15 protein-coding genes, 4 pseudogenes and 1 CRISPR repeat array are annotated in these 24091 nt (G+C 36.5%); of the genes and pseudogenes, 3 read left to right on the top strand and 16 right to left on the bottom strand.

The window, feature by feature from the left end; translation table 11 throughout:
* Window positions 1-40: 40 nt before the first annotated feature.
* From K412_RS0114095 to K412_RS0114065, 8 genes and pseudogenes are all read right to left on the bottom strand, one after another.
* Window positions 41-649 carry a Pvc16 family protein gene (locus K412_RS0114095; RefSeq protein WP_024833716.1) on the bottom strand — a complete coding sequence of 203 codons (609 nt, stop codon included), beginning with the start codon at window positions 647-649 and terminating at the stop codon, window positions 41-43.
* On the bottom strand, window positions 649-2883 hold the full coding sequence (locus tag K412_RS0114090; protein WP_024833715.1) for an ATP-binding protein: 2235 nt from the start codon (window positions 2881-2883) through the stop codon (window positions 649-651). The genes K412_RS0114095 and K412_RS0114090 overlap by 1 nt, the downstream gene beginning before the upstream one ends.
* A 101-nt stretch (window positions 2884-2984) precedes the next feature.
* Window positions 2985-3206 carry a hypothetical protein gene (locus K412_RS0114085; protein WP_024833714.1) on the bottom strand — a complete coding sequence of 74 codons (222 nt, stop codon included), beginning with the start codon at window positions 3204-3206 and terminating at the stop codon, window positions 2985-2987.
* Between the two features lie 604 nt (window positions 3207-3810).
* Window positions 3811-4106 (bottom strand): annotated as a pseudogene (locus tag K412_RS23055) (transposase).
* A gap of 85 nt (window positions 4107-4191) precedes the next feature.
* Window positions 4192-4476, bottom strand: a pseudogene (locus K412_RS21895) (transposase); the annotation flags it as partial.
* Between the two features lie 299 nt (window positions 4477-4775).
* The gene (locus K412_RS0114075; protein ID WP_024833712.1) at window positions 4776-5285 is read right to left on the bottom strand and encodes an SUKH-4 family immunity protein; all 510 of its coding nucleotides are present in this window, start codon (window positions 5283-5285) and stop codon (window positions 4776-4778) included.
* Window positions 5286-5333: 48 nt separating this feature from the next.
* Window positions 5334-5663, bottom strand: a complete 330-nt coding sequence (locus tag K412_RS22780) for a nucleic acid/nucleotide deaminase domain-containing protein (protein WP_278244554.1) — start codon at window positions 5661-5663, stop codon at window positions 5334-5336.
* 247 nt (window positions 5664-5910) lie between these two features.
* Window positions 5911-6435, bottom strand: a pseudogene (locus K412_RS0114065) (transposase); the annotation flags it as partial.
* Between the two features lie 254 nt (window positions 6436-6689).
* Here K412_RS0114065 and istA point away from each other — a divergent pair.
* From istA to K412_RS20825, 3 genes and pseudogenes are all read left to right on the top strand, one after another.
* A complete protein-coding gene (gene istA, locus K412_RS0114060) occupies window positions 6690-7922 on the top strand; it encodes an IS21 family transposase (RefSeq protein ID WP_024831761.1) in 1233 nt (410 codons plus the stop codon).
* The gene (gene istB, locus K412_RS0114055; protein WP_024831762.1) at window positions 7919-8713 is read left to right on the top strand and encodes an IS21-like element helper ATPase IstB; all 795 of its coding nucleotides are present in this window, start codon (window positions 7919-7921) and stop codon (window positions 8711-8713) included. The genes istA and istB overlap by 4 nt, the downstream gene beginning before the upstream one ends.
* Window positions 8714-8760: 47 nt before the next feature.
* Window positions 8761-9860, top strand: a pseudogene (locus tag K412_RS20825) (IS256 family transposase); the annotation flags it as partial.
* A 352-nt stretch (window positions 9861-10212) separates the two neighbouring features.
* Here K412_RS20825 and K412_RS0114045 read toward each other — a convergent pair.
* The 8 genes from K412_RS0114045 to K412_RS0114010 form a co-directional block, all read right to left on the bottom strand.
* Window positions 10213-11868, bottom strand: coding sequence for a peptidoglycan D,D-transpeptidase FtsI family protein (locus K412_RS0114045; protein ID WP_024833709.1), 1656 nt, complete (start codon window positions 11866-11868; stop codon window positions 10213-10215).
* A 542-nt stretch (window positions 11869-12410) separates the two neighbouring features.
* Window positions 12411-15812: a CRISPR direct-repeat array (repeat unit 32 nt; unit sequence ATTTCAATCCACGCTCCTACGTGAGGAGCGAC).
* Window positions 15813-15983: 171 nt separating this feature from the next.
* The gene (cas2, locus tag K412_RS0114040; RefSeq protein ID WP_024833708.1) at window positions 15984-16274 is read right to left on the bottom strand and encodes a CRISPR-associated endonuclease Cas2; all 291 of its coding nucleotides are present in this window, start codon (window positions 16272-16274) and stop codon (window positions 15984-15986) included.
* Window positions 16275-16283: 9 nt separating this feature from the next.
* Window positions 16284-17315 carry a type I-C CRISPR-associated endonuclease Cas1c gene (cas1c, locus tag K412_RS0114035; protein ID WP_024833707.1) on the bottom strand — a complete coding sequence of 344 codons (1032 nt, stop codon included), beginning with the start codon at window positions 17313-17315 and terminating at the stop codon, window positions 16284-16286.
* On the bottom strand, window positions 17315-17980 hold the full coding sequence (cas4, locus tag K412_RS0114030) for a CRISPR-associated protein Cas4 (protein ID WP_024833706.1): 666 nt from the start codon (window positions 17978-17980) through the stop codon (window positions 17315-17317). The genes cas1c and cas4 overlap by 1 nt, the downstream gene beginning before the upstream one ends.
* Window positions 17967-18824, bottom strand: coding sequence for a type I-C CRISPR-associated protein Cas7/Csd2 (gene cas7c, locus K412_RS0114025; protein WP_024833705.1), 858 nt, complete (start codon window positions 18822-18824; stop codon window positions 17967-17969). Before cas7c ends, cas4 begins: the two co-directional genes overlap by 14 nt.
* A gap of 13 nt (window positions 18825-18837) precedes the next feature.
* Entirely contained in the window at window positions 18838-20781 is a 1944-nt protein-coding gene (gene cas8c, locus K412_RS0114020) for a type I-C CRISPR-associated protein Cas8c/Csd1 (protein WP_340139729.1), read from the bottom strand.
* On the bottom strand, window positions 20759-21496 hold the full coding sequence (gene cas5c, locus K412_RS0114015) for a type I-C CRISPR-associated protein Cas5c (RefSeq protein ID WP_024833703.1): 738 nt from the start codon (window positions 21494-21496) through the stop codon (window positions 20759-20761). The genes cas8c and cas5c overlap by 23 nt, the downstream gene beginning before the upstream one ends.
* Before the next feature lie 10 nt (window positions 21497-21506).
* Window positions 21507-23918 carry a CRISPR-associated helicase/endonuclease Cas3 gene (locus tag K412_RS0114010; protein ID WP_024833702.1) on the bottom strand — a complete coding sequence of 804 codons (2412 nt, stop codon included), beginning with the start codon at window positions 23916-23918 and terminating at the stop codon, window positions 21507-21509.
* Between the last annotated feature and the right edge of the window lie 173 nt (window positions 23919-24091).

Raw genomic sequence — 24091 nt, 5'->3', positions numbered from 1 at the left:
AAATCATATTCGTTAATTTGTATAATCTCTAGTTGAATTATCATGTATTCTTTTCTGATAATTCTGTATGGGTTTTTAAATTGTAAAATTTTGGCTTTGGTTCCTCTGTAATTAATGGTAATGTAATTATCTTTTCAGCCGGCATCCTTACTGCAGATACCAGATAAGACAGGCTCAACTTTGCAGGTTTTCCCGGGAATACCTCCCATAACTGTTTAATGTCCTGCAGTGATAGATTATTGTAGGATATTCTTATTTTCTCGTTTCCACAAGCAGCAAGGTTTCCTTTAAGGTCATCTCCACTGAGCACCGCATGCTCGTGAAACAGTTGAAACAGTTTTCCCAAAATCAAAAGTTCGGTATCCCTGTCCTTTGCATATGGAGTCATCAAATAATACAGGTCAAGATAGGAAGGAGAGTCAAATAACTGGTTTGTCCCTGGTATTCGTTCTCTCTCACTGTTTCTCATGCTATGGCTTTCGGTAAGGTAATACAAGCACAATGAAAGCGTCATGTTTGCTGAATCCACATCACTTGGAGAACCAAATGTTATGTAACTATCATCATTTAATTCCGGAACATTTGCTTTAATTAAAGCCTTTAGGCTTGCACTAACATCTCTGATTACTGTACGGGTTTCCACAGCCATTATTTCACCACCTCAATCAGTTGATAATATGGAGCAAAATCTGATTTCAAAAAGGTTTTACCCATTTTTTTGTATTCTCTTTTTGCCGCCTGCATAATTTGCTTTATCCCTATGGGGCACCCTGCATGGGCAGCATAAAAAGCTGCATTTACTGCTATATTTTTTATATTTCCCCCCGCCATAACAAATTTCTCTGCCAGAAAGTCATAATCTAAATTCTCATCTACCGGAGCCCCGGAAGGAAAAATACCCAACCATATGAGCTTACGCTGTTCCTTATCAGGAAATGGAAATGCTACGTTGAAGTGCAATCTTCTCAAAAAAGCTTCATCAATGTTCTGATTCAGGTTTGTAGCTAGAATAACTATTCCCTTGTACTCTTCCATTCTTTGAAGTAGATACCCTATTTCAACATTTGCATATCTGTCATGGGAATCTTTGACTTCGGAACGTTTTCCAAACAGAGCATCAGCTTCGTCGAAAAACAGTATGGCATTTGAAGTCTCAGCTTCATGAAATATTTCCCCAAGATTTTTTTCCGTTTCTCCGATATACTTACTTACAACTCTTGAGACGTCAATCTTGTATATTTCAAGGCCTATCTCATTTGCTATTACCTCTGCGGCCATTGTTTTCCCACTGCCCGGTGGGCCAGAGAACATAATATTTAATCCTTTTCCCAGGGCGAGACGCTTTTCAAATCCCCATTTTTCATAAACAATCGAACGGTATTTTACCTGCCTGCATATTTCTTTCATTTGCAACATTTGATCTTCAGGCAAAACAAGCATATCCATTGTATAAAGTGTGTCTATCTTTTTTGCCAATTCGCCAAGTTTTCTGTTTGATTGAGTATAGCAGGCATTAGTTAGGTATTTTGTCTCAATCCTTCCATCTCTGACTCCATTCCATACCGAATAGTTTTCACCCAATCTAAGAACATTTTCAATTTGACCCGGTGTAAAACGGAAAACTTCAGCAAAATTATTGAGGTTTAAATTTGAATCCAGCTGATATTTTTCACTAAGCTCTTGCCAATATTTCTTTCTTGCTATTGCTGAAGGATAAGGATATTCCACCGCAACATAGGCAAACCTGCTGTCGGTATTTGTTAAATGCCATTGAGTTCTCCCAAGAATAAATGTTGTTTCAGAAAACTCATGGAGCATTTGCAGGATTCTGTTGATTCTTATCTGCTGGCTCCATTCTTCTGAAACCAATAGTTGAAAGTTTTCAAGGCAGAGAATACAATTGCTTATTTTGATCTGCCTGCCCAGCAGTCTAAGAATTTCATCAAATGGTAAATCAGAGCTTAATATCTTTTCTAAATCTGCTGCAATAAGAGGTAATCTAAGGTGCTCACATACTGACAGTACATAATCTTTTTTACCGGCTCCCTCAGGACCATAGAAGTAAAGTATTTGATTTCTTTTTGTCCTTCCATTCCTGTAATAGTCGATAAAATGCAGTATTCTGTCATTTTCATGATTAGGGCTTATGTAACCTCTTTCCCGCGTTTGAATCAGTTCAGCCACATGTATTAACCGTGAATCAAGTATATTGATATCCAATAAATAGTTGACTACCCAATCATCTAATTTAAGGTGACGTGATATCAACGGAATGCAGTTATCTGACAGATCATTTCCATTTTCAAGCAAAAGTCTTACCAAAGGTGCTTGCAGACTGAAAAGCTTCCTTGCTTCAATTCTTTCATCCTCTGTTGATAAAAATATTTTCATCAACAAGTTAATGCTTGGATTTTTTATTGCTGTATCATTCTCAAAATACCCGTATACTTTTTCATATTTTGTATCTATCTCAGGGGCTATACAGGCGATAAGGCATCTTTCTTCAAACAGACTAAGGTTTAGCAATTGTGAAATATACGGTAGTGAAAGATTTATCCCGGATGCCTTGGTTGCTTCCACCCTTTCGGAAATTTCAGTTTCCAGTTCGGCAAGCCTGTACTCTATAGGCTTTTCCTGTCCTTCAATATTTTCTTCTTCCAAAAGACTACATATTTCTTCTTTTGATAGAACTATCCCCGCATATGCCGTTGTATTGCCCTCTTCTTTGTTGTCCCGGATATATCGTCTGAATATTAAATCCAGACGCCGTAATTCATCCACTATGTGTTCTCGGCTTGAAACATATGCCTTTGATTTCTCTGTACTTTTCATATCACCCTGATTTGCGGGAATACCTGTTGCATTGTTTTCTGAACTTATCATTTTTTGGCCTTTCATCAAAGATATACTTTACTTTGCTTCGGATTTAATCCGTTCACTATATACGGAAAATTTACAGTGTAATTTACAACTGCTATTGAAAATTATTTTTTATCTGTCCGCCTATAATTGATTAATTCCTTTTCTACCGCTTCAAGAAGTCCAATAACATTTTTGAGTCTGAAGTCAGCAGTCCAGTATTCCTGATATAAATTTCCGTATTCTATATCCTGCATTAACTTCTCATCCTGACATGAATTGAATACTACATTGTTTTTCGCCCTGATTTTTTTCAAGAGTTCTATTATAGTCTTGAGTTCTTCCATTAGGGAGTTCTCCTTTTTGTTTTGATTTATAACTTCTCACTTTATAAGTAAATAATTATTTTTGATTAACAACTAATAATATTAAGAAAAAAGCAGAGAAGAAAAAATTTAATCTTCTCTGCTTACTAACTGTTGTTTTTATGTGTCAAATGTTGTGCTTTACAGGGAATGCTTCGGAAATTTCCACTTTCGCCCTAGCCGTGTCTCATCTTGTCATGAGTAAAAAACGATTTATGCAGGTTTCACTATGGACTGTGCATGCTGTTTCGTTCCAACTTTATTTGATTAATCTTCAGACTCATTCACTATCAGAACTCTGTCTCAATGTATCTTGCATCTAATTAGCGATGTGCACCACTGTTTCCTATTATAAATTGGCTGTATGGTACGAATACCCTTGCAAAGACTGAAATGAAATTTAAGCCAATTTGACAACTGTTCATTTTTATAAGTATTTCGAACAATTCAGTACAACCCCATAAGGTTTATTATCTCTTAAAACAACATAAATAATGTTCGTTAGTTTTCTTGTGACATGACCTATAGCATTCATGTACGGCTTGCCTCCGGTCCGCTTTCTCTCCAAGAAATATTTCAAGTTTGGCTAATACATAGCTGCTCCTACGGACGCTTGCCAAATGGCTCGCCTAATATACGGTGATCCTCGCTTAGACATATGATTTTTAGTGGAGCTATATTCACCAGATTGCTTTATTGTAGGATCTATTCCAGCAAAAGTGCTAATTTTGCTGCCGATGAAAAACGGCTAATTTCCCTAATCTCACTGAAAATAGTCGCTCCTAATATAGGACCGATGCCTAGAATAATCGTAATGTAACACTCGAAAGTACTAAATAAATCGGTTAATTTATCATCTATTTCTTTTATTTGCCTTTCCATAAATTTAATGTACTCAACATGTTGGCGGATTATTAATTTCATCGAATCAAAGCCAAGAACAATGCCAAATGAATTTTGCGCAAGATTTTCGGTCTCGAGGCACATCGATTTCTGTGTCTCCAAAACTAATATGTACTGTCTTAGAGGAATATCCATTTCTGCTATTGTCAGTATCTTTGTTGCGATAATCGTACCTAGTATAGCCTAATTCTTCTAATTCGCCATCTAGGCCATTTTCAAAAACTTGATATATTAGTTCTTTAACTAAATCGTTGATGTCAATTGAGTCTTTGATAGGATTTTCTCGTAAAAATTCTCCTATCAATGCTCTACGTCTTTTCCTTTCGGGACTTTCATTTCTTCTTCCCATAAAAAACCCTTCGAATTGATATATTTATTCTAACATCAATTTGAAGGTTTACACAAAATTTGAAACGGTCTCTCCTACATACCTTACAAACAAATAAAGAACCAATCACCTGTTAAGCAATTGGCTCTTTATATGAAAATTTCAGTTTACTGTTCTACCCTATTGATATATAACCGTCTTAACAGAGAATGTATCTCCATTAAGACTTGACATATACATAGCGCATTTGTATTCGTACTAAACATTTAGTAAATAGGACTAAAACAAGCATCAGATTGTTTATTAAATGTACAGCAATTCTATAGTAGTCCTTGCTCGGTTTGCTCTAAAATAACGGCCCACCAATTTTCCTCATTACTTAATGCCATAGCATCTAATTTATCAAAATCATCTCTCATTGACCTTACTATTTCAACTGCTTCCTCATCATCAGCCTTTGATAGTTCAGGTCTCCTTGTGAAATAAATTTGCAAGAAATTTATAAAATGTTCAATACTCGAATTAATAATCCGAATGTTCATATCTCTTTCAATATCAACTGATATTATTTCATTTAAATTCTCTCTAATGCATATTTTTGTTCCGTAATCATCTCCAATTGCAATATAATTGCAACCCTTGATACTAATTTGCTCAAAAATATTATAAAAGCTAATATTTAGGTCTTTAAGGAACTCACAGTTTACTGGTAGCCCAAAAAGTTCCAAAAACTCTTTAGTCTCTTGTGTTAATGAGCATTTAGAAAGTAGTTCCATATTAAATCGAACGAGTGAATCATTCCAAAATTCTGTAATACTTTCCTTATCCATCTTATCGTAGCCCTCCTTTTTTATAAATGGATATGTATATTTTTCTTGTTACTTTCCTAAGCTCTGTAATGCTTGTTTCAATAAATCTACACCATTTGCTCTTGAAGCCGCTGATTCTCCGTACTCAAAGCAATAAGTAACTTCAGCTTGCTGAAAGGTACTTTCTATAAATCTTTTGCAGTAACCACCAGGAGCACTACATGGTTCAAGCTCAGAAAAAATCCTTGTTACTTGAGACGGTGGTATCCCCATTCCTTCAAGTTTTTTTGCTATAAGCCTTTCAGCATGACCTGCTCCCCTTTCACTTGCCATTGCTATCGTTTTTGTAACACCATTTTTAGTATATTCAAATACCGAAACATTTCTGGCTGTAAATATTCCATTAGCATTTCTAAACGCTATAGCAGATTTGCTTAAATCTGAACTTCCATACGGGATTTGTTTTATTGCTTTAACTGCTTTAGTAACCTCACTTACTCCCGCATTATAGATATTCTATACTGTGGTTGTATCCTGTAAGCCCTTTTTACCCCTAAAATACATAATCTATTGAAAGCCTCTTTTCAGAGGATTTTTTACAATTTTTACAATTCTATTCTATCAATAATAAAAGTTCTAAACAACATCAATATTCTAACTTTTCAAACGGCTTGTATTCGGTCTTTGTCCGCATCATGCCGTATATAATCCTTACAGCTCTTCTTGACACACAAACAAGAGCTTGAGGCTTACTCTTACCCTCTCTAAGCTTGCTTTCAAAATACTCTCTGAATACTGGATGCCTTGCTTTACCGTTTGAATTTACCTGTACCAATTGGATTGCAAGAAAGTGGAATATAGCATTTAAAACCCTGTTGCCCTGTCTGCTGCGTTGGTCTTTACCCTTTCCGGCAGAACTGAAATTAACTGGAGCTACCCCGCTAAATTGAGCCAGCTTGTTAGAGTTGGGAAACCTTTCAATATTGCCTATCTCTGAAATAATGCTTGCTGCTGTGATAAGGTTAATGCCAGGCATGGTATGAAGCTTATAGCCTGTAAGCTGAATCAGCCTTTCCAATTCTCTGTCGATATCCTCATTTTCCTGCTTCCTGAACTTTAATTCCCGCACAAGGCTCCTGATAACAAGGTCACGCTCATCTTGATAATGCTTCTCTTTCGGGCTGTTTACTTCTGATAATGTCAATATTTGATTCACTTTCTTTACAGTTGTACCCCTATGCACCTTCCTCAATTCTTCCAAAAGAGCTTCTGATTGAACGTCTTTAAGGTGCTTTGGGTGTGGATATGTTTCCCTGTCAATGACGGTGATAAAATGTAAGAAAACAGCGGTTAAATTTTGTATGTATATGGTGGTAACAAAATAACTTGTGATACACTTCAAATAAAACTTGGGGTGTACAAAGAATGAAAGGAAACTACTGGATGGAAATACGAAATGATCGCAAGAAAGGATTATCTTACACAGAGATTGCAAGGAAATATCATATGGATCCACGTACTGCAAAGAAATATGCAGAATCAGATATAAAACCTGTCTATCAGCTTACTGGTCCCAAACCTTCTAAATTAGACTCTTACAAGCACCAGATCGATTTATGGCTAGAAGAAGCACCATTTAGTGCAGTAAGAATTCATGAAAAGCTTCTAGAACAAGGCTGTAACTGCAAATATACCATAGTCCGTGAGTATGTTTCATCAAAAAAACAGGACTTAAATCAAAAAGCCACTGTCCGATTTGAAACGATGCCTGGACTTCAGGGACAGGTTGACTGGGGATTCTTTGAAAACTATAAGGTACTGGAAAATGGAGAATATAAAAAGCTTTACTGTTTTCTCATGGTTTTAGGGTATTCTAGAATGAGATATATTGAATTTGTAACAGATATGAGTACTTCAACACTAATACGTTGTCATGTAAATGCTTTTCGATATTTTGGAGGATATCCTGAAGAAATATTATACGACAATATGAAACAAGTTGTTGTAAAGCGATTATTAAAACAAGCTGACAGTGAACTCAATAGACAGTTTGAAGATTTTGCAGGATTTTATGGATATAAGCCTGTTCTATGTAGACCATATCGCGGACAGACAAAAGGAAAAGTAGAACGAACCGTTGCATATGTTAGAGACAACTTTATGACAGGTATAAAATACGCTTCTCTCGATGACTTAAATGGACAGGCGTATGCATGGTGTAATAAGGTTAACAGCAAGGTTCATGGAACTACCAATGAACGTCCTATTGATCGATTGAGAGATGAGATGTTATCTCCATTAAAAAGAGAATACATAATAGACAAAATTAATCTTCGAAGAGTTGAAAAAGACTGCCTTATCAGCTATGCCGGTAATAAGTATTCTGTACCAGCAGAATATGTAGGCAAAGATGTGGCAGTCATTGTCCTTCAAAATATGTTAGCTGCATATTTTCAAGGAAAACAAATATCAATTCATAAATTATCATACAGTAAAAACACCTTAAACGTCAACAAAGAACACTATAAAACAATGTTGGTTAAACAGAGTTTTGATATAGAAAACACACTTCTACATAATCCAGATATTGTAGATTTTCCATCTCCAAAACATTCTCTTAAACAGTATGATGAGCTGATGGGAGGAGTAACATTTTGAGTGAACTAGCTTACGAAAGAATCAAGAACAACCTTGAAACATTAGGAATGAGAAATACACTTACGATTATTGATAATTACTTAGAGCAAGCCATTCATGAAAAGAGAAATATCGTCGATATCTTAGATCATATTTTCACAGAAGAAGCCAAGTCAAAGAAATCAAGAGCTGTGGAAAATCAAATTAAAATGTCAGGATTTCCATATAAAAAGACACTTGACATGTTTGACTTTGATTTTCAACCTAGCATTAACAGAGAGCAGATCATGGAACTTGCGACCATGCGCTTTGTGGAAAATAAAGAAAATGTTGTTTTTCTAGGTACTCCTGGTGTTGGCAAAACACATCTTGCTGTAGCACTTGGAATGATTGCTGCAGAGCATAGATATTCCACTTATTATATTAACTGCCATAACTTAATTACGCAGTTGAACAAAGCCCATTATGAAAATAGACTTCAGGAACGATTGAAGAACTTTGCCAAATACAAGGTACTAATCATTGATGAAATTGGATATCTTCCAATGGATATTCAAGGTGCAAACTTATTTTTTCAATTAATAGCCAAACGATATGAAAGAAATACAACCATATTTACTTCAAATAAAGCTTTTTCAGCATGGAATGAAGTATTCTCAGATATAACTATTGCCTCCGCTATTCTTGACAGAATTCTACATCATTGTCAAGTTGTAAGTATTAAAGGTGAAAGTTATCGTCTAAAGGAACGAAAGGAGATGATGACAGGAAGTACCACAATGGTAAATACATTATTTAAGACTAAGGAATAATTTTTTTGCCATAAAACAGCAAAATTTAAACGCTATAAAATTACAAAATCGAAACGTCATTGACAGCCGAGATGGATCAGCATTTAGGCTATGAGCCATACGAACGTTCCAATAACACCAATTACAGGAACGGAAAAAATCCAAATCAATACAAAGTACATATGGTAAGATGGAAATTGACGTTCCACAAGATCGAGAATGTTCCTTTGAGCCACAAATCGTGAAGAAGCGTCAAAAGGATATCTCAAGCATTGACCAAAAGATCATTGCTATGTATGCAAGAGGTTTGACAACTCGCCAGATCTCTGACCAGATCGAAGAAATCTACGGATTTGAAGTTAGTGAAGGCATGGTATCCGATATCACAAACAAACTGCTTCCAGAAATTGAGGAATGGCAACAACGTCCACTATCCAGCGTTTACCCAATTGTATTCATAGATGCTGTGCACTTTTCTGTTAGGGACAACAATGTCATCAAGAAGCTGGCTGCATACATCATTCTTGGAATCAATGAAGAAGGCCAAAAGGAAGTGTTAAGCATTCAGATAGGCCAAAATGAAAGCAGTAAATATTGGCTTAGTGTCCTAAATGAACTGAAGAACCGTGGAGTCAAGGATATTCTTATACTTTGTGCAGATGGCCTGAGTGGCATCAAGGAATCCATTGCTGTAGCTTTTCCGGAAACAGAGTATCAACGCTGCATAGTCCATCAGGTAAGAAACACACTAAAATATGTTGCAGACAAAGATAAGAAGGAGTTTGCTAATGACCTGAAGACAATCTACCATGCCCCTACAGAGGAGACCGGATATGAGCGTATGATGCAAATTACGGACAAGTGGCAGGACCGTTATCCTAACGCCATGAAGAGTTGGTCTACGAACTGGGATATCCTAAGCCCGATTTTCAAGTTTTCTACGGATGTTCGCAAGGTAATCTACACAACCAATGCTATAGAAAGCCTGAACAGCACATATCGTCGTCTGAATCGTCAAAGAAGCGTATTTCCAAGTGACACAGCCCTCTTAAAGGCCCTATATCTAGCAACCTTTGAGGCAACCAAGAAGTGGACTATGACTCTCCGTAACTGGGGTAAAGTCTACGGTGAGTTGTCCATCATGTATGAGGGCAGGCTTCAGCAATAAAATCAGGACAATCAAAAACACCCTTTTGGAAGGGTGCTATTGACATGCCATTAATTTACTATTATATTGTAGACAAGTTATGAAAGCCAGCATCTGGCCTTCACAACTCTAATAAAATTATCATAGAAAGCTATTTACAGAGATTATTTCACACACTCCATATCAACAACCCAACAGAGGGTGTACTTGACATGCCATTCTTTAATTATTATATTTATTAATAAAGAGAACTCCATTTATATTATGGGTAACTCATCAAAAATTATCATAGAAAGCTGTATTTACAGAAAAACCTTCACACACTCGTTAAAATGGTTTCACAGTCCTTTTATATCTGTGAAACCATTTTTTATTATAGCCCTTTTTTCATAATCTCTTTTCCAACCTCGGCAAATATAGGTGCTGCTGATTCTCCACCGCTTCGTCCGTCCTCTATAAAAACAGCTACCGAATATTTAGGTGATTTTGCTGGGAAATATCCTGCAAACCAAGCCTGAACTATTTTTTGACCGTCTACATATTGGCCTGTCTCAGCACTTCCCGTTTTTCCTCCTGCTCCCCCAAACTCATCAATACTGGCCTTTTTTCCTGTTCCGGTGTTTACAACACCTTCCATTAGATTTTTAATCTTGTCACTTGTGGCCTTTGATAATACCCTTTTTTGCTCTGTTTCTTTTAAATCCCTTACTTTGTTTCCTTCTTCGTTTACTATACAATCAACTACATTAATATTGTTTTTTATCCCACCGTTAGCAATAGTAGCTATCATATCAGCTATCTGAACAGGAGTTGCCATGGTTTGTCCCTGCCCAATAGATACGTTTGCTACATCACCGGGATTTTTAAGATCCGCTATAGCAGGAATAACGCCCTTTGCTTCTTCAATGCCTTGTTTTGACAGTCCTGTAGGTTTTCCAAAACCCAGTTTTTCACACATTGATATTATGGGTTCAGCTCCCAGATCCATAGACATATTAATAAAGTAGGCATTGCATGATTTTGCTAGAGCACTGTTAATATCCATGATGCCATGGCCTCCTACATTATATGAAGAACATTTGAACTCGGTATCTCCTATCTGTATATATCCTGGACAATTAAATACCATGTTATAATCCTGATCCTTCTCCAATACAGATGCTAAATCAATCAACTTAAAAACTGAACCAATATTGTATTGAGCAACAGCCCTGTTAAATAAAGGTTTTTTGTTGTTGAGCAAATAGTTTTCGATATCGTTAGGGTTAAAATCAGGTTTACTGCACATACCTACTATATCTCCAGTTGCTACATCCTCTACTACTATGGCTCCTGTTAAACCTTTTTCATCTAAAACTTTTTCAATAATACTCTGTATATGGTAATCTATAGTAAGCCTAATATCTAGCTTTTTATTATCACTGTTTTCCTCAATTATTCTATACCCAAGACCGCCCAGCAAATTATTGTCTCTGTCAGTTATTACGCCTATTGAATCTGTTTTTCCATAATTCAATGTCTTTTCATATATTTTTTCTAATCCAAAACTTCCTACCTGGTCAACTTTGTTCAAATAGCCTAGCAAATGTTTTGCCTTAGTATCAGTATTGTACCTGCTTAAAGTGTTTACAAAAGATATTCCTTTAATATTAAGCTGAGAAAGAACATCCTTTGTTTCACTGTCAACTTCCATTATTATAGGAGTATTCTTTCTTTGCAGGGATTCTTTTGTCTTGGCGGGATCAAGCCCCAATATCTGACATATATTATCAACGGCCTCATTCTGCCCCCGCAAAAGAGAAGGTTTCAAAACCGCGGTAACTTTTGGTGTTCTTCCTGTAAGCTTTATTCCATTTCTATCCAGAAAATCACCTCTGGAATTTTCTATATTAACGTTGTTGACTCTTTGACTGGACGCTTCCTTTGAATAGCCGGGACCAACTACAGTCTGTATATAATATAGTCTTGTCACAAGTAAAGCACATATTGCCATAAATATAAATAGTATTGTTTTTATCCTTTTAGTCATATTAAACCCCTTAATTGAAAATGATTATTTATACTAATTATTTCCATACTAAAGGGAAGGTTATACAACTTATGTATATTCCTAAAATTGAATTATTGCATTTTCAAATATTATGTTTATAAAACCCATTTTTCATATAGGTGTTCAGCAACTATATTATCAATATCAACTCCTACAGAAATTTCTTCAAATCCAAGTTCTTTTGCATAATTAATAAGAAAATCAAGACATGGCTAGCATACGTAAAGGTATACCCGTTTATCCAGATTGTTATAATCATGGCACTGTTTAGTAATGCTAAAGTTTTCTGTCCTATAAATTTTCCATTTTATGTATAATCAAAAATAATTATTGTACCCTATACTAATTCACATATCCCCTCTTGGTATTTTCAAAATTACGCATTATATCCCTATATACTGCATATAGAGTAAATATCTAAAGCTGCATCTCATTTCAATTAACTATTTCTTTGATTCTATTCCTGTAGCTCCTACGTGAGGAGCGACATAAAGTTTCAAGAGATAAGTAATATTAAAAAAATTTCAATCCACGCTCCTACGTGAGGAGCGACTTTAAAAAGGGTGTTAGTAATATTCCTTGTATTGAAAATTTCAATCCACGCTCCTACGTGAGGAGCGACTATAATTTCAAAACAAATAAAAAATTACCAGATTATATTTCAATCCACGCTCCTACGTGAGGAGCGACAATATCGCAGTTATCAAATTAATTGTAGCTGCAAATTTCAATCCACGCTCCTACGTGAGGAGCGACCGGATACTTTGTAGTTGTTGCATAAACCTTTGACGATTTCAATCCACGCTCCTACGTGAGGAGCGACAAAATCATTTTCAAAACATTCTTGACCACAATTAATTTCAATCCACGCTCCTACGTGAGGAGCGACCCCTAAAGGCATAAGCCATAATTTCAGTTGTGATATTTCAATCCACGCTCCTACGTGAGGAGCGACTACTGGACATCTATTGCAAAGCCAATTATAACAATTTCAATCCACGCTCCTACGTGAGGAGCGACAGACTATGCAAAAAATAATCACAAATATGGTCAAATTTCAATCCACGCTCCTACGTGAGGAGCGACATATCCCGAGGCGGTAGAAGGTGAAGAGCCAACGATTTCAATCCACGCTCCTACGTGAGGAGCGACCTTTGGACAGAGTTGTCTTACCCATTTAGGCATAATTTCAATCCACGCTCCTACGTGAGGAGCGACGATACGTCATTTTCCCTGTCAACAAGTAGGCTGTATTTCAATCCACGCTCCTACGTGAGGAGCGACAGGATATTAAAGAAGGGGGAGATATAGTTGAGTATTTCAATCCACGCTCCTACGTGAGGAGCGACGTGAATGTACATAAAGATTATAAATTATAGGGACATTATTTCAATCCACGCTCCTACGTGAGGAGCGACGTCAGAGCTAGAAACATCATATAAGCATCCTGTAATTTCAATCCACGCTCCTACGTGAGGAGCGACTTAATCTCTTGATGTTGAACCATTCTTGCTAAAATTTCAATCCACGCTCCTACGTGAGGAGCGACTATCCTGTCTGGTATAAAAGGCACTTCTTGTAACAATTTCAATCCACGCTCCTACGTGAGGAGCGACGTTGAGTGTCAGGCACTTGAAAAGATTGAAATTATTTCAATCCACGCTCCTACGTGAGGAGCGACTTGCTTGGAATGTATTTAGTATTTACCCCTAACGATTTCAATCCACGCTCCTACGTGAGGAGCGACTATAATTTCAAAACAAATAAAAAATTACCAGATTATATTTCAATCCACGCTCCTACGTGAGGAGCGACGACGGCGAATAACCGTTTCAAAAACTAAGCCACTAATTTCAATCCACGCTCCTACGTGAGGAGCGACGAGGATAAGTTATGAATCTAACATGGAGGGGTAAGATTTCAATCCACGCTCCTACGTGAGGAGCGACAAGACGAAACAAAAAAAGACCCATATCAACGGGAAATTTCAATCCACGCTCCTACGTGAGGAGCGACGTATCCCATGTTTTCACCGGGTTTGTCATACTTAGATTTCAATCCACGCTCCTACGTGAGGAGCGACAGATGGATTCGTGCAATAGATTAAGTTTGAAAAAATTTCAATCCACGCTCCTACGTGAGGAGCGACATCTTAATTGGAATAATGACATGGAACTAGCTGTATTTCAATCCACGCTCCTACGTGAGGAGCGACTATATCATTTTGATAATGGTTCAATTCCAACAAACGATTTCAATCCACGCTCCTACGTGAGGAGCGACTTGGCTACTACAAATATTGCATTTACGCTAAAGAGATTTCAATCCACGCTCCTACGTGAGGAGCGACCCAGAGCCAAGACAGATAAGGGTATCGTGGATAATTTCAATCCACGCTCCTACGTGAGGAGCGACTCCTTTGTAACCTGGCATTTTATCAAAAGTTGTAATTTCAATCCACGCTCCTACGTGAGGAGCGACGATTGTTAAAATACATGATATTCATATCTTTTGATTTCAATCCACGCTCCTACGTGAGGAGCGACTTAAAGGTAAATGCATCAATGCTGCCTGAATAATTTCAATCCACGCTCCTACGTGAGGAGCGACTTAAAAATTACTTAAAAGAAAAGTATAAGGATGAAATTTCAATCCACGCTCCTACGTGAGGAGCGACTTTACATTCAAAGTACATTACAGCAATGGTGCAATTTCAATCCACGCTCCTACGTGAGGAGCGACATAATCTGGCACAGAATTTGGGTCAAGCGGTATAATTTCAATCCACGCTCCTACGTGAGGAGCGACTTTATATTAAAATAAAGGAGATAATTTAAAATATTTCAATCCACGCTCCTACGTGAGGAGCGACACCTGCTCTCAACACCCTTCTAATTGCTTCGGAATTTCAATCCACGCTCCTACGTGAGGAGCGACACCAGCATCTGCAGGTGTGTGGCCTGAGGCTGAATTTCAATCCACGCTCCTACGTGAGGAGCGACGGTTGTAGAATCTCCATCCGTAGCTGCCATTGTTGATTTCAATCCACGCTCCTACGTGAGGAGCGACATAGTATGAAATGTAATTGTACTAATAACATGATTATTTCAATCCACGCTCCTACGTGAGGAGCGACTGTGGAGATGAGGTAATAGACTATTCTTTTGTAATTTCAATCCACGCTCCTACGTGAGGAGCGACGGATATTTAAGTAGTAATAATACAATTAAATTTATTTCAATCCACGCTCCTACGTGAGGAGCGACTAAAGCTGTCGAAAGAGCTTCAAATAGCCATTAAATTTCAATCCACGCTCCTACGTGAGGAGCGACAGCGTACTTGGATTTTTTGGGCAACTGGGAAGTATTTCAATCCACGCTCCTACGTGAGGAGCGACGGCTTGATTTTATAACCTTCTTAATGGCTATTTATTTCAATCCACGCTCCTACGTGAGGAGCGACTCAAAAAGATTAGTGCCTAACTAAAAAATTCAACTATTTCAATCCACGCTCCTACGTGAGGAGCGACAGGTTGGTACGAAATCAGACATGACTTAGGATTTATTTCAATCCACGCTCCTACGTGAGGAGCGACTGATTGTGTCGCCGTTGAAGATTGCCGAACTGCCGATTTCAATCCACGCTCCTACGTGAGGAGCGACCCTCTCGCAATTTATGCCCTGTAGGAGCTACTTGATTTCAATCCACGCTCCTACGTGAGGAGCGACACTTCCGGACGTTCTTTCAATGCTACTCCAGTCATTTCAATCCACGCTCCTACGTGAGGAGCGACCCATGGTTAGCAAGTCAAACGGATATGCTTGCAATTTCAATCCACGCTCCTACGTGAGGAGCGACAATACTTGACCTCATAGAGTTTGATTGGGATTTATTTCAATCCACGCTCCTACGTGAGGAGCGACAGCAAAAATAAACAAAAGAAATAAATCTACTTGTTTATTTTGCACAAAAAATAAACATAAAAAGTCTATTTACAAAAAATATTAATATCAATAATTAAAAATTGATTAATGAAATACTATATTTTAGGTGCGAATGTCCCTAGCTTTTAATGTTTGCTATATATTCGCACACTATATAATTAATGTTCCTTCTACATCAAAAGATTCTTTTATGCCAATATGTTCTACTTTATTTTGGTAATTGTTACCTAGATAATAGAATCTTAAGCTGTCCCTTTCCTTGTCAATTATTTTTTCCAATTTATTCTTAACTTCCCTACATTTTGCAGAATCCATAACACATTCAAAAACAGAATTCTGAACCCGTTGTCCATAGTTCATACATTGTTTTGCAACACGTCTTAACCTCTTTTTTCCACCCTCTGATTCAGTATTAACATCATATGTAATAAGTACCATCATAAAATTCACCTACTTCCATAAAAATGGAGGATACTCGTCTAAATCTCCTCGAATAAATCTTGCTAACAGCATAGCCTGAGCATAAGGCACAAGTCCCCATTCAAGTTTTTCCTGTAAAAAAGGATGTGTAATTTTCTCTTGTTTTCTGTTCTGCCAGGCTTGTAAAATTGTTCTTCGGGTATCATCATCCATAATTACTGCACCATCCTCTTTCTGCATAAAACCACTGAAGTTGACTACCCTTTTATTAATAAGAGAAATTACAAATCTGTCAGCATACACATTTCTCAGTTCCTCCATTAAGTCCAACGCCAAAGATATTCTTCCGGGTCTGTCCCTATGCATAAAGCCTACATAAGGGTCAAGACCGACAGTTTCAAGTGCTGCGGCAGTATCATGTGCTAGTAGTGTGTAAACAAATGATAACATAGCATTTACATTGTCAAGAGGAGGGCGTTTGTTTCTTCCATGAAAGAAAAACTTGTCTTTTTGTTGAAGAATCAAGTCATCAAACACACTAAAATACTGTGTTGCTGACTCCCCTTCAAATCCCCGGAGTTCATCCAAATTTCTACTATTCAATACAAGATTCAAGGCTTTTGCCAACCCTTCCGATACCTTCTTGAGCTTAATTGCGTCAAGCCTCTCCGAATAATCTCTGGTAGCACGTTCAATTACCCACCTTCCGTTATAAATCTTCCCAAATATAAAATTTCTGGCTATCTTAGTGCTTTCTTCCATATTATCCGACAATCTGTATTGTGCTTTTCTTAAAGTAACATTTCCCCTTACCTCTCCAACGACTCTTGACAAAAATTTACCGCTTTGACTCATAAAACTAAGAGCAATATTTCGTTTTGCACATGCACCCATTAGTGCTGGACTTGCTCCGGTATATCCAAAAGCAATAATGCTTTCCAGATTGTGAAGCGGCAGCCTTGCCGCCTCAGTACTTCCCTTTTGTATAACAAGGTTTTCTCCATCCAGAGAAAGATAGCTGTCTGGAGAGGTAATATAAACTGTATTCAAAAGTTTTCTCATTACTCTGCCTCCTTCAAACTATCTCTAATGTATTTTGACACAGAAGTATTTTTGCATAGTCTTGGCATACAGATATCTGCCAAAGAACAGGCTTTACAACTCTTAGAAGGTTTTACCTTTGGCGTATACTTCCGTTCAAACAACTCATGCATTTCTTGAATAACGTCTCTAACCCTCTCACGTAAAGCATCATCAAGTGTAATTTTCAGCCTACGTTTAGTCTCCCCGTAGAACATGTATGCTTCCTTTATTTCACACAAGAGCATTTCTTCAAGGCACATAGCCTGTCCGCATAATTGAAGAATATCAGCATCATTTTCCTTTGGTTTACCCCTCTTGTATTCTATGGGAACAGGCCTGTACAACCCTTCCCTGCCAAATATGTTCACACCATCGGCACATTTATGCAATTCCACAATATCGCATACACCGCTGACTCCAAGGGTTCTTGAGAAAACAGCCATTCCCCTTGAAATAATTACGTCTCCGCGTTTTTCTGAGAATCCGTCATCATGAGCCTTTTCATGCAGTATATTCCCTTCAACCGTCCTCAGATTCTCCTGCCACTGCTGTTCAATATGTATCAGTGCCCATTGCCTCCTGCAAAAAGCAAAGTGCTGAATGCCTGATAATAGCAGGAAGTCTTCTTCGTTATATTCCGTCATAAACTTTCGGTTCCAATCCATCTAAATCATCAATGTAAATAGAATAATCATTAATGCATTTTGGCACATCAACATTTGCCTTTATTTTAAGACTTCTATGTACCTTTGCAGAAGAGTATTGCCCTACTTCGCAATTATGCTTCCACCAATAAAGCTTATATACCTCCATACTTCCGTCAGGCCTTGCAGACGAGCAATCATTTTCAAATAATGTTCTTAACGCTTCTTTAATATGTTCACTATCTTCTTCACTAAACCCTGTTTTAGATGCTAATTGAGTATTTATACTCCCATAAATCACATACACACCAAAATCAACTCTATGCTTCATACCCATTGTATCTGCACTCTTTTTGTCAGGGTCTTTTCCTGTCTCTCCATTTACACTTTTTGTAATTTGCATACTTGATATTTCTATTGGCGAAACACTTACAGCCGAATGTATTGATACAGGTCCCCTTATTCCTATAGAGACTGAATTCTCCTCACCTGCTTTAAATGCAAATACTTGGCCAAAGCTCCTTACATCAATCCATTTTGAGCAGGCGTACTCTGCATATTTCTCTTTATCCTTAGTTAATTTTTTTAATTCAGGACAACCGTCTGCTCTATCTTTCAAACTTCTGAAGCCATCTGTTCTTCTTTCGTCTGACTGAACAAATATCTCTTGCTTCATATCCTGCAAACGATTTCTTATTTTTCTTTTTATACACACATCTGATATTTCTCCATATCCGTCATAATTTTCTCTAGGACGGTTTCCATTCAGTGGGTCACCGTTTGGATTAGCATTTTTCACCGAAATAATCACTGCAAAATCAATCTTGTTTTTTAAAATACTCATATAAACAACTCCTTTAATTTATATTTTCAAGTTTCTTTTCATTTTTATCTGCAATTCTTCTATTCTTTTCATCAATAAACACTTGTCTCTGGCAGTAATAACCTAATATATAGCTATCCTCCAATGACTTTAGACTCGTAAAGTCTTCAAATGATATCCGTGAATTGACTTTGGTCATAAGTTCTACCAGAATATTTTTCCCACCCAGCCTTGCAATATATGGTCTGAGCTTATTAGTTATTATCCCCCATGTTTTATAAGGGTGGAGTTTAAATTGATGCATAAGCCTCTCCGCATTAGTATCCCTTTTTTCGCCTGTTATACTAATAGCCCATGCTTCAATTTCTTGTGCAATTGCTAGTAATCTTCCAAAAAGATAGCTCCTGTCATTTTGATTTTCATCAAGTGCCATGTCCCATTCCTCCTTTTTAAATTTATCATTTCTATACTTTTTTAATAAAGAACATGCAATACTTAATGTCTTTTCCCAATTGAAATAATTCATAGAAATCGGATTAGATGCCCTATTCACAGCCGAATTAACAATATCATACGGTAATCTTGCACCATCAATAATACATGGAAGTAATCTTTCTATTGTTGACTTTATTAATTTGTCATCAACCTCAAGCTTTTCATTTCTTTCAACACCGAAAGCTGCCCTAACAATTTCTTTTGGAGCCGGAGCTCCAATAAATTCTATTGTTTTATACTTGTTTTTTCCTTTTTCATCAGTCCCATCCAGAATCCTTTTATAACAGTGCCTCCAGCTACACGTATTGTGCCACTTTTCAATTCTGTTCAAAAAGTCCGGCCCTTTTAGCTCTTTGTAATATGTTATAGACAGCCTTCCGGTTGTCGCAGAATTAAGCCCCATTATTACAATATCTGCATTGGTGTCAAGCTCGCACCCATATCCGGCAATTGCCTTATTGAGTCGTTGTGCGTATTCCTTCTGAGTAGATACTATGATTAGTGAATCCTCTTCTTCTCCAAAAATATCATCCGTATCCGCTAATAAGGGAGGAACCTTTTGATTATTAGTACCCCACGCAACAATTACCTCTTCACCATCCTTGGGATTTCCAAATCTATATCCTTGGATATCGATAAGCCAGCGAAGTGCATTGTGTGCTTTTTGAGAAACTTCATAACTTACAATTACCGCCTGCTTTTTATCAGAGAACCTTCCACGGTATGTAAACCCGCTTTCATCATTAGCCGATATTAACTTTGCTTTATCTCCTGAGTTTCTTACTTTAGAAGGGTGCTTTTCAGAATATGGAATACTCACCCCTTTTATATAGCATAACTCTGTACCTTTCTCCTTATTTAGGTAATATTCTATATAGCTTTTGTAAATCTCATTATCAAGCCAAACCGCTGTTTCACTACTAGGATTTTCTGTATCCTCAACCTTGAATCTTATAAATGCATCAATTTGAGAAACTGTTCCGAGTTTTATGTCTTTTTTTAAATTACCGCTTTCATCACAAGTCAATATTTTCTGTTCAACTAAGTCTTTAATGAGCTTCTTCTTTTTTAAGTAATCAAAAACAGCACAAACTTTTTTGTTTTTATGCATTGAGCTACACCAGTCTTCAAGCTGCTCAATATATTTATTAAAATAATCTTCACTTTTTTCATTTTGTACATATTCTAAGTAGTCCCCGGCAACATATATAAATTTGTCGCATAATGCATGTGGAAAGTTTCCGTTTCCTCTTGATGCTGAATCTTCTGTTACAGGAATTATTGTAACCTGCTCTTCCTTTTCCAAAATTCTAGCACGACGAAAATTCCCTTCTATATCAATTACTACCTCAATTTGTGCATTTTGTGTAGAATGTCCCACAGGCAACAAAGGAATCTTTTTATCAGTTCTACGTTTTCCAACTTCACTTATACAATTTTCATATGTATCATAAAGTTTATCAATCCAGCCCAAGTATTTCACCTCCCTTATCAAATTCTTTAAGACCGCTAAAATTACTATTATTAAACTCTTTCATTCTCATTGCCTTTATCTCACGCTTTATCTCACACTTATCAGGTCTGATGAATTTTATATATCCGTTTTCCATTTTTGGATACCACAGTCTTGCTACAAGCTTGTCCTTGCCAGATTCATCATATGCCTCTTCAGGGTAATCAAAACCGTGAAACATTAATCCAAAAGATATCTCTCCGTAATTGTCATAGACTCCTTCACCATCTCCAAAATTACAAGGCTCCACATACCCCTGACACTCTCGTGTTCCTAAGAAAATATCTCGTCTTCCGCCTCTTTCGATCATTCTGTTAGCTACACTAAAATGTTTATTTTCATTTCTATCCTCTTCTAAATCCCTACGGTTATAGTTCCACTCGAAATGAGCTTTTACCTGATACTCCACATCAGTAAGATAAGAATATATTGATAGTGTATTTCCTCCTGTATAATTAATGGGTCGCATACCCTGTGACTGGGTTTTAATATATTTCATAACCCTAAGCTCATCTATATACCAGATAAAAGTGGGTTTCCAGTAAACACTCTCCAAAATTCCCTTTATAGCCTGATAGGTAGGTATTTGGTATGATACTTTTTCACCTCCAATCCTGTTTATTGGATCGCTGAAAAGTGCATACCTTCCGCTAACCTTAAATTCTACGCTGTTTGCTCTTTCCATCATCATCACCTCAATAATTTAAAAATTCCTGTTGTTGGTTTTCAGCGGTAATTCCTACGTTTTTATCATAAAATTCCTTTCTCAGTGCAATCACCCCTCCGTTATTCACTTGTACAAAAGCTCCCGAGTGATTCAAAATTCTATATTCCTGATCGTATAAATTGACCGAGTACTGCTGAGCCTCCTTTAAATATTTTTTTAAATCTTTAAGATTGCATTTGCCATTAATTTTTGTTATTAACTCTTCTCCCTTTTCGTAAGGCACAATTACACCAACTGTATTCTGGTCTATAACCCTGAAATAATCACCTGCCGTTTTAAAGGAATTATATAGCATCAAATCAGGTTTTACTTGTTTTCTATCAATATAGTCTTGTACAACTTGCTTATTTTCAGAGAGTAAATCAAACATAGTTTTATCAGCATATGGCTTAGGGAGGGTATAATTCATTTCTAATTTCAATTCATTGAAATAGTACTCGAAATATTTAGCAATAGCTTTTGGTGAGAGTAAGTCACAATCAAAAGCTTCCGGATTCTGATTATATTCTTCAAAAATCCGTAATGTTTTATCCTGACCTGCTTTTATCTCCAGAAGTCTGCTTACATTTTCACTGCTTGTATCCATATTTATAACAAAAACATTTCCGCAATTACTCTCAGCATGTCGATTACATCTTCCAGCTGCCTGAGCAATACTGTCCAGTCCTGCCAGAGAACGTACAACACACTCAAATGAAATGTTTACTCCTGCTTCAATCAATTGGGTACTAACACATATCACTTTTTTCTTGCCAAGAACTTCCCTTATTTTATTTAGTGATTCTATTCTGTGAGCAGGACACATATTAGTACTTAAGTGAAATACAATTGATTTTTTCTCCTCCGGTAACATTGAATTATCATTATTAATAGCTTTAAATAATTCTTTTGCTGCATTCTTTGTATTTAGTATAATTAAAGTACTGTTTACCTTCTCCATCAAACATAATGAAAAATCTTTTAGGTCTTGTATACTGTAACCTCCAGCTCGAATTCTTGGTATAACCTTTGTTCTTGTAAAATATCTGAATTTTTCATCTGCATTAGGGATAATATCTGCATTCTTCTCAATAAATACAGGCATTTCAGTCTTAGAAAGTAATGGCTGAGTGGCTGTACATAGAATAACCGTTGTATTGCAAACTTTAGACAAGAAATTTATAGCATAGTTAAACATATTAATACACTTAATTGGAATGGCTTGGATTTCATCAAAGATAATTATTGAGTTTACAAGATTGTGCAATCTTCTAACACTTTGAGTTCCACCGTTAAAAAAAGTATTTAGAAACTGTACCATTGTTGACAGAATTATTGGGCTATCCCATCTTTCCGTCAAAAGCTTATAATCTTCATTATCATTGTCCATTATCAGATTAGAATGATGCTCTAAAACAACATCCTCCCTATCCAGAAAATCCTTAATTTCTTTAGAATTCTGGTCTATTATGGTGGTGAAAGGTATTATGTATACAATTCTATCTTTCTTGAATTCCCTAGCATGCTCCAAGGCATATCTCAGGCTAGAAAGTGTTTTTCCTCCACCTGTAGGTACCAAAAGCTTGTATATTCCTGTATTATTTTTTGCAAAACTTTTGCATGATTGTGAAATTAAATTTCGTAGTAAATCTATGTTAGATATTTTTGGTAAATCATCAAGTTTTCTATTTAAATGTTCCGAAAGTACTGTCCATAGACAGTTTTTAAGTATACCCTGTTCGTTATCAATTATGTCTTTTGATTCCATAAAACTATATGTATCATATCTATCCGCATCAATAAGGCAGCTGAGTAAAAATTTAATTAATAGTGCCATAGAAAATTTAACAAAATGTTTTTTATCGTATACCAATCTAATTCTCGTTAAAATATTTTTTATCTCCTGAACGGCTTCCATGAACAACCTATAGATTTCATTCATTTCACAGCAATCCTGAAAAAAATTATTTATAGCTTCATCATAATTTATCTCTAAATCGTCTCTATTCATTCTTGAAGTAAATTTATCTCTCAATTCTAAATCAATACAATCGATTAACCCTCCATGATGAGAGCAAATTACAAGACAGATAATTTGTGCGGTAAGCTTTTCATAAGGATTTTTTGAGCAATAATATGTTTTGTAAATAAATTTAGCACCTGCGGTAGCATGGTCGACTGTTCCCCTACGAGACTTATCTTCAGGGTATTGAAAACTATATATTATATAATTTTTAAATTCTGTTGTTTCCTTTCCCATATCATGAAGCAGACCGATTAATCTTCCCATATTCTCCAGTGATATTTTTTTACAAGCTGTTGAACATAGCAAAGCTACATTCTCTAAATGCTCCTTGACACTTTGTTTTGTACCGTCTTCTCTTATATGAGCAACATACATTGCTTTTCTCTCCTCTTAATATGTTGAACTTTTCTTAATATAGTTAGATAATAATTAATGTAATAAAAATCAGAATGATTAATTTACATTTTTATCTATATATTACATTATCTTGAATATATCACTTTTGGAATAATATGTCAATGGGTTTTGACTTATTTTTATTCTGTTGA

Origin of the sequence: Ruminiclostridium josui JCM 17888 (assembly GCF_000526495.1) — a bacterium.
Classification (GTDB): domain Bacteria; phylum Bacillota; class Clostridia; order Acetivibrionales; family DSM-1351; genus Ruminiclostridium; species Ruminiclostridium josui.
Note: the sequence above shows the minus strand (reverse complement) of the source record. Positions and strands in the feature narration are given on the sequence as shown.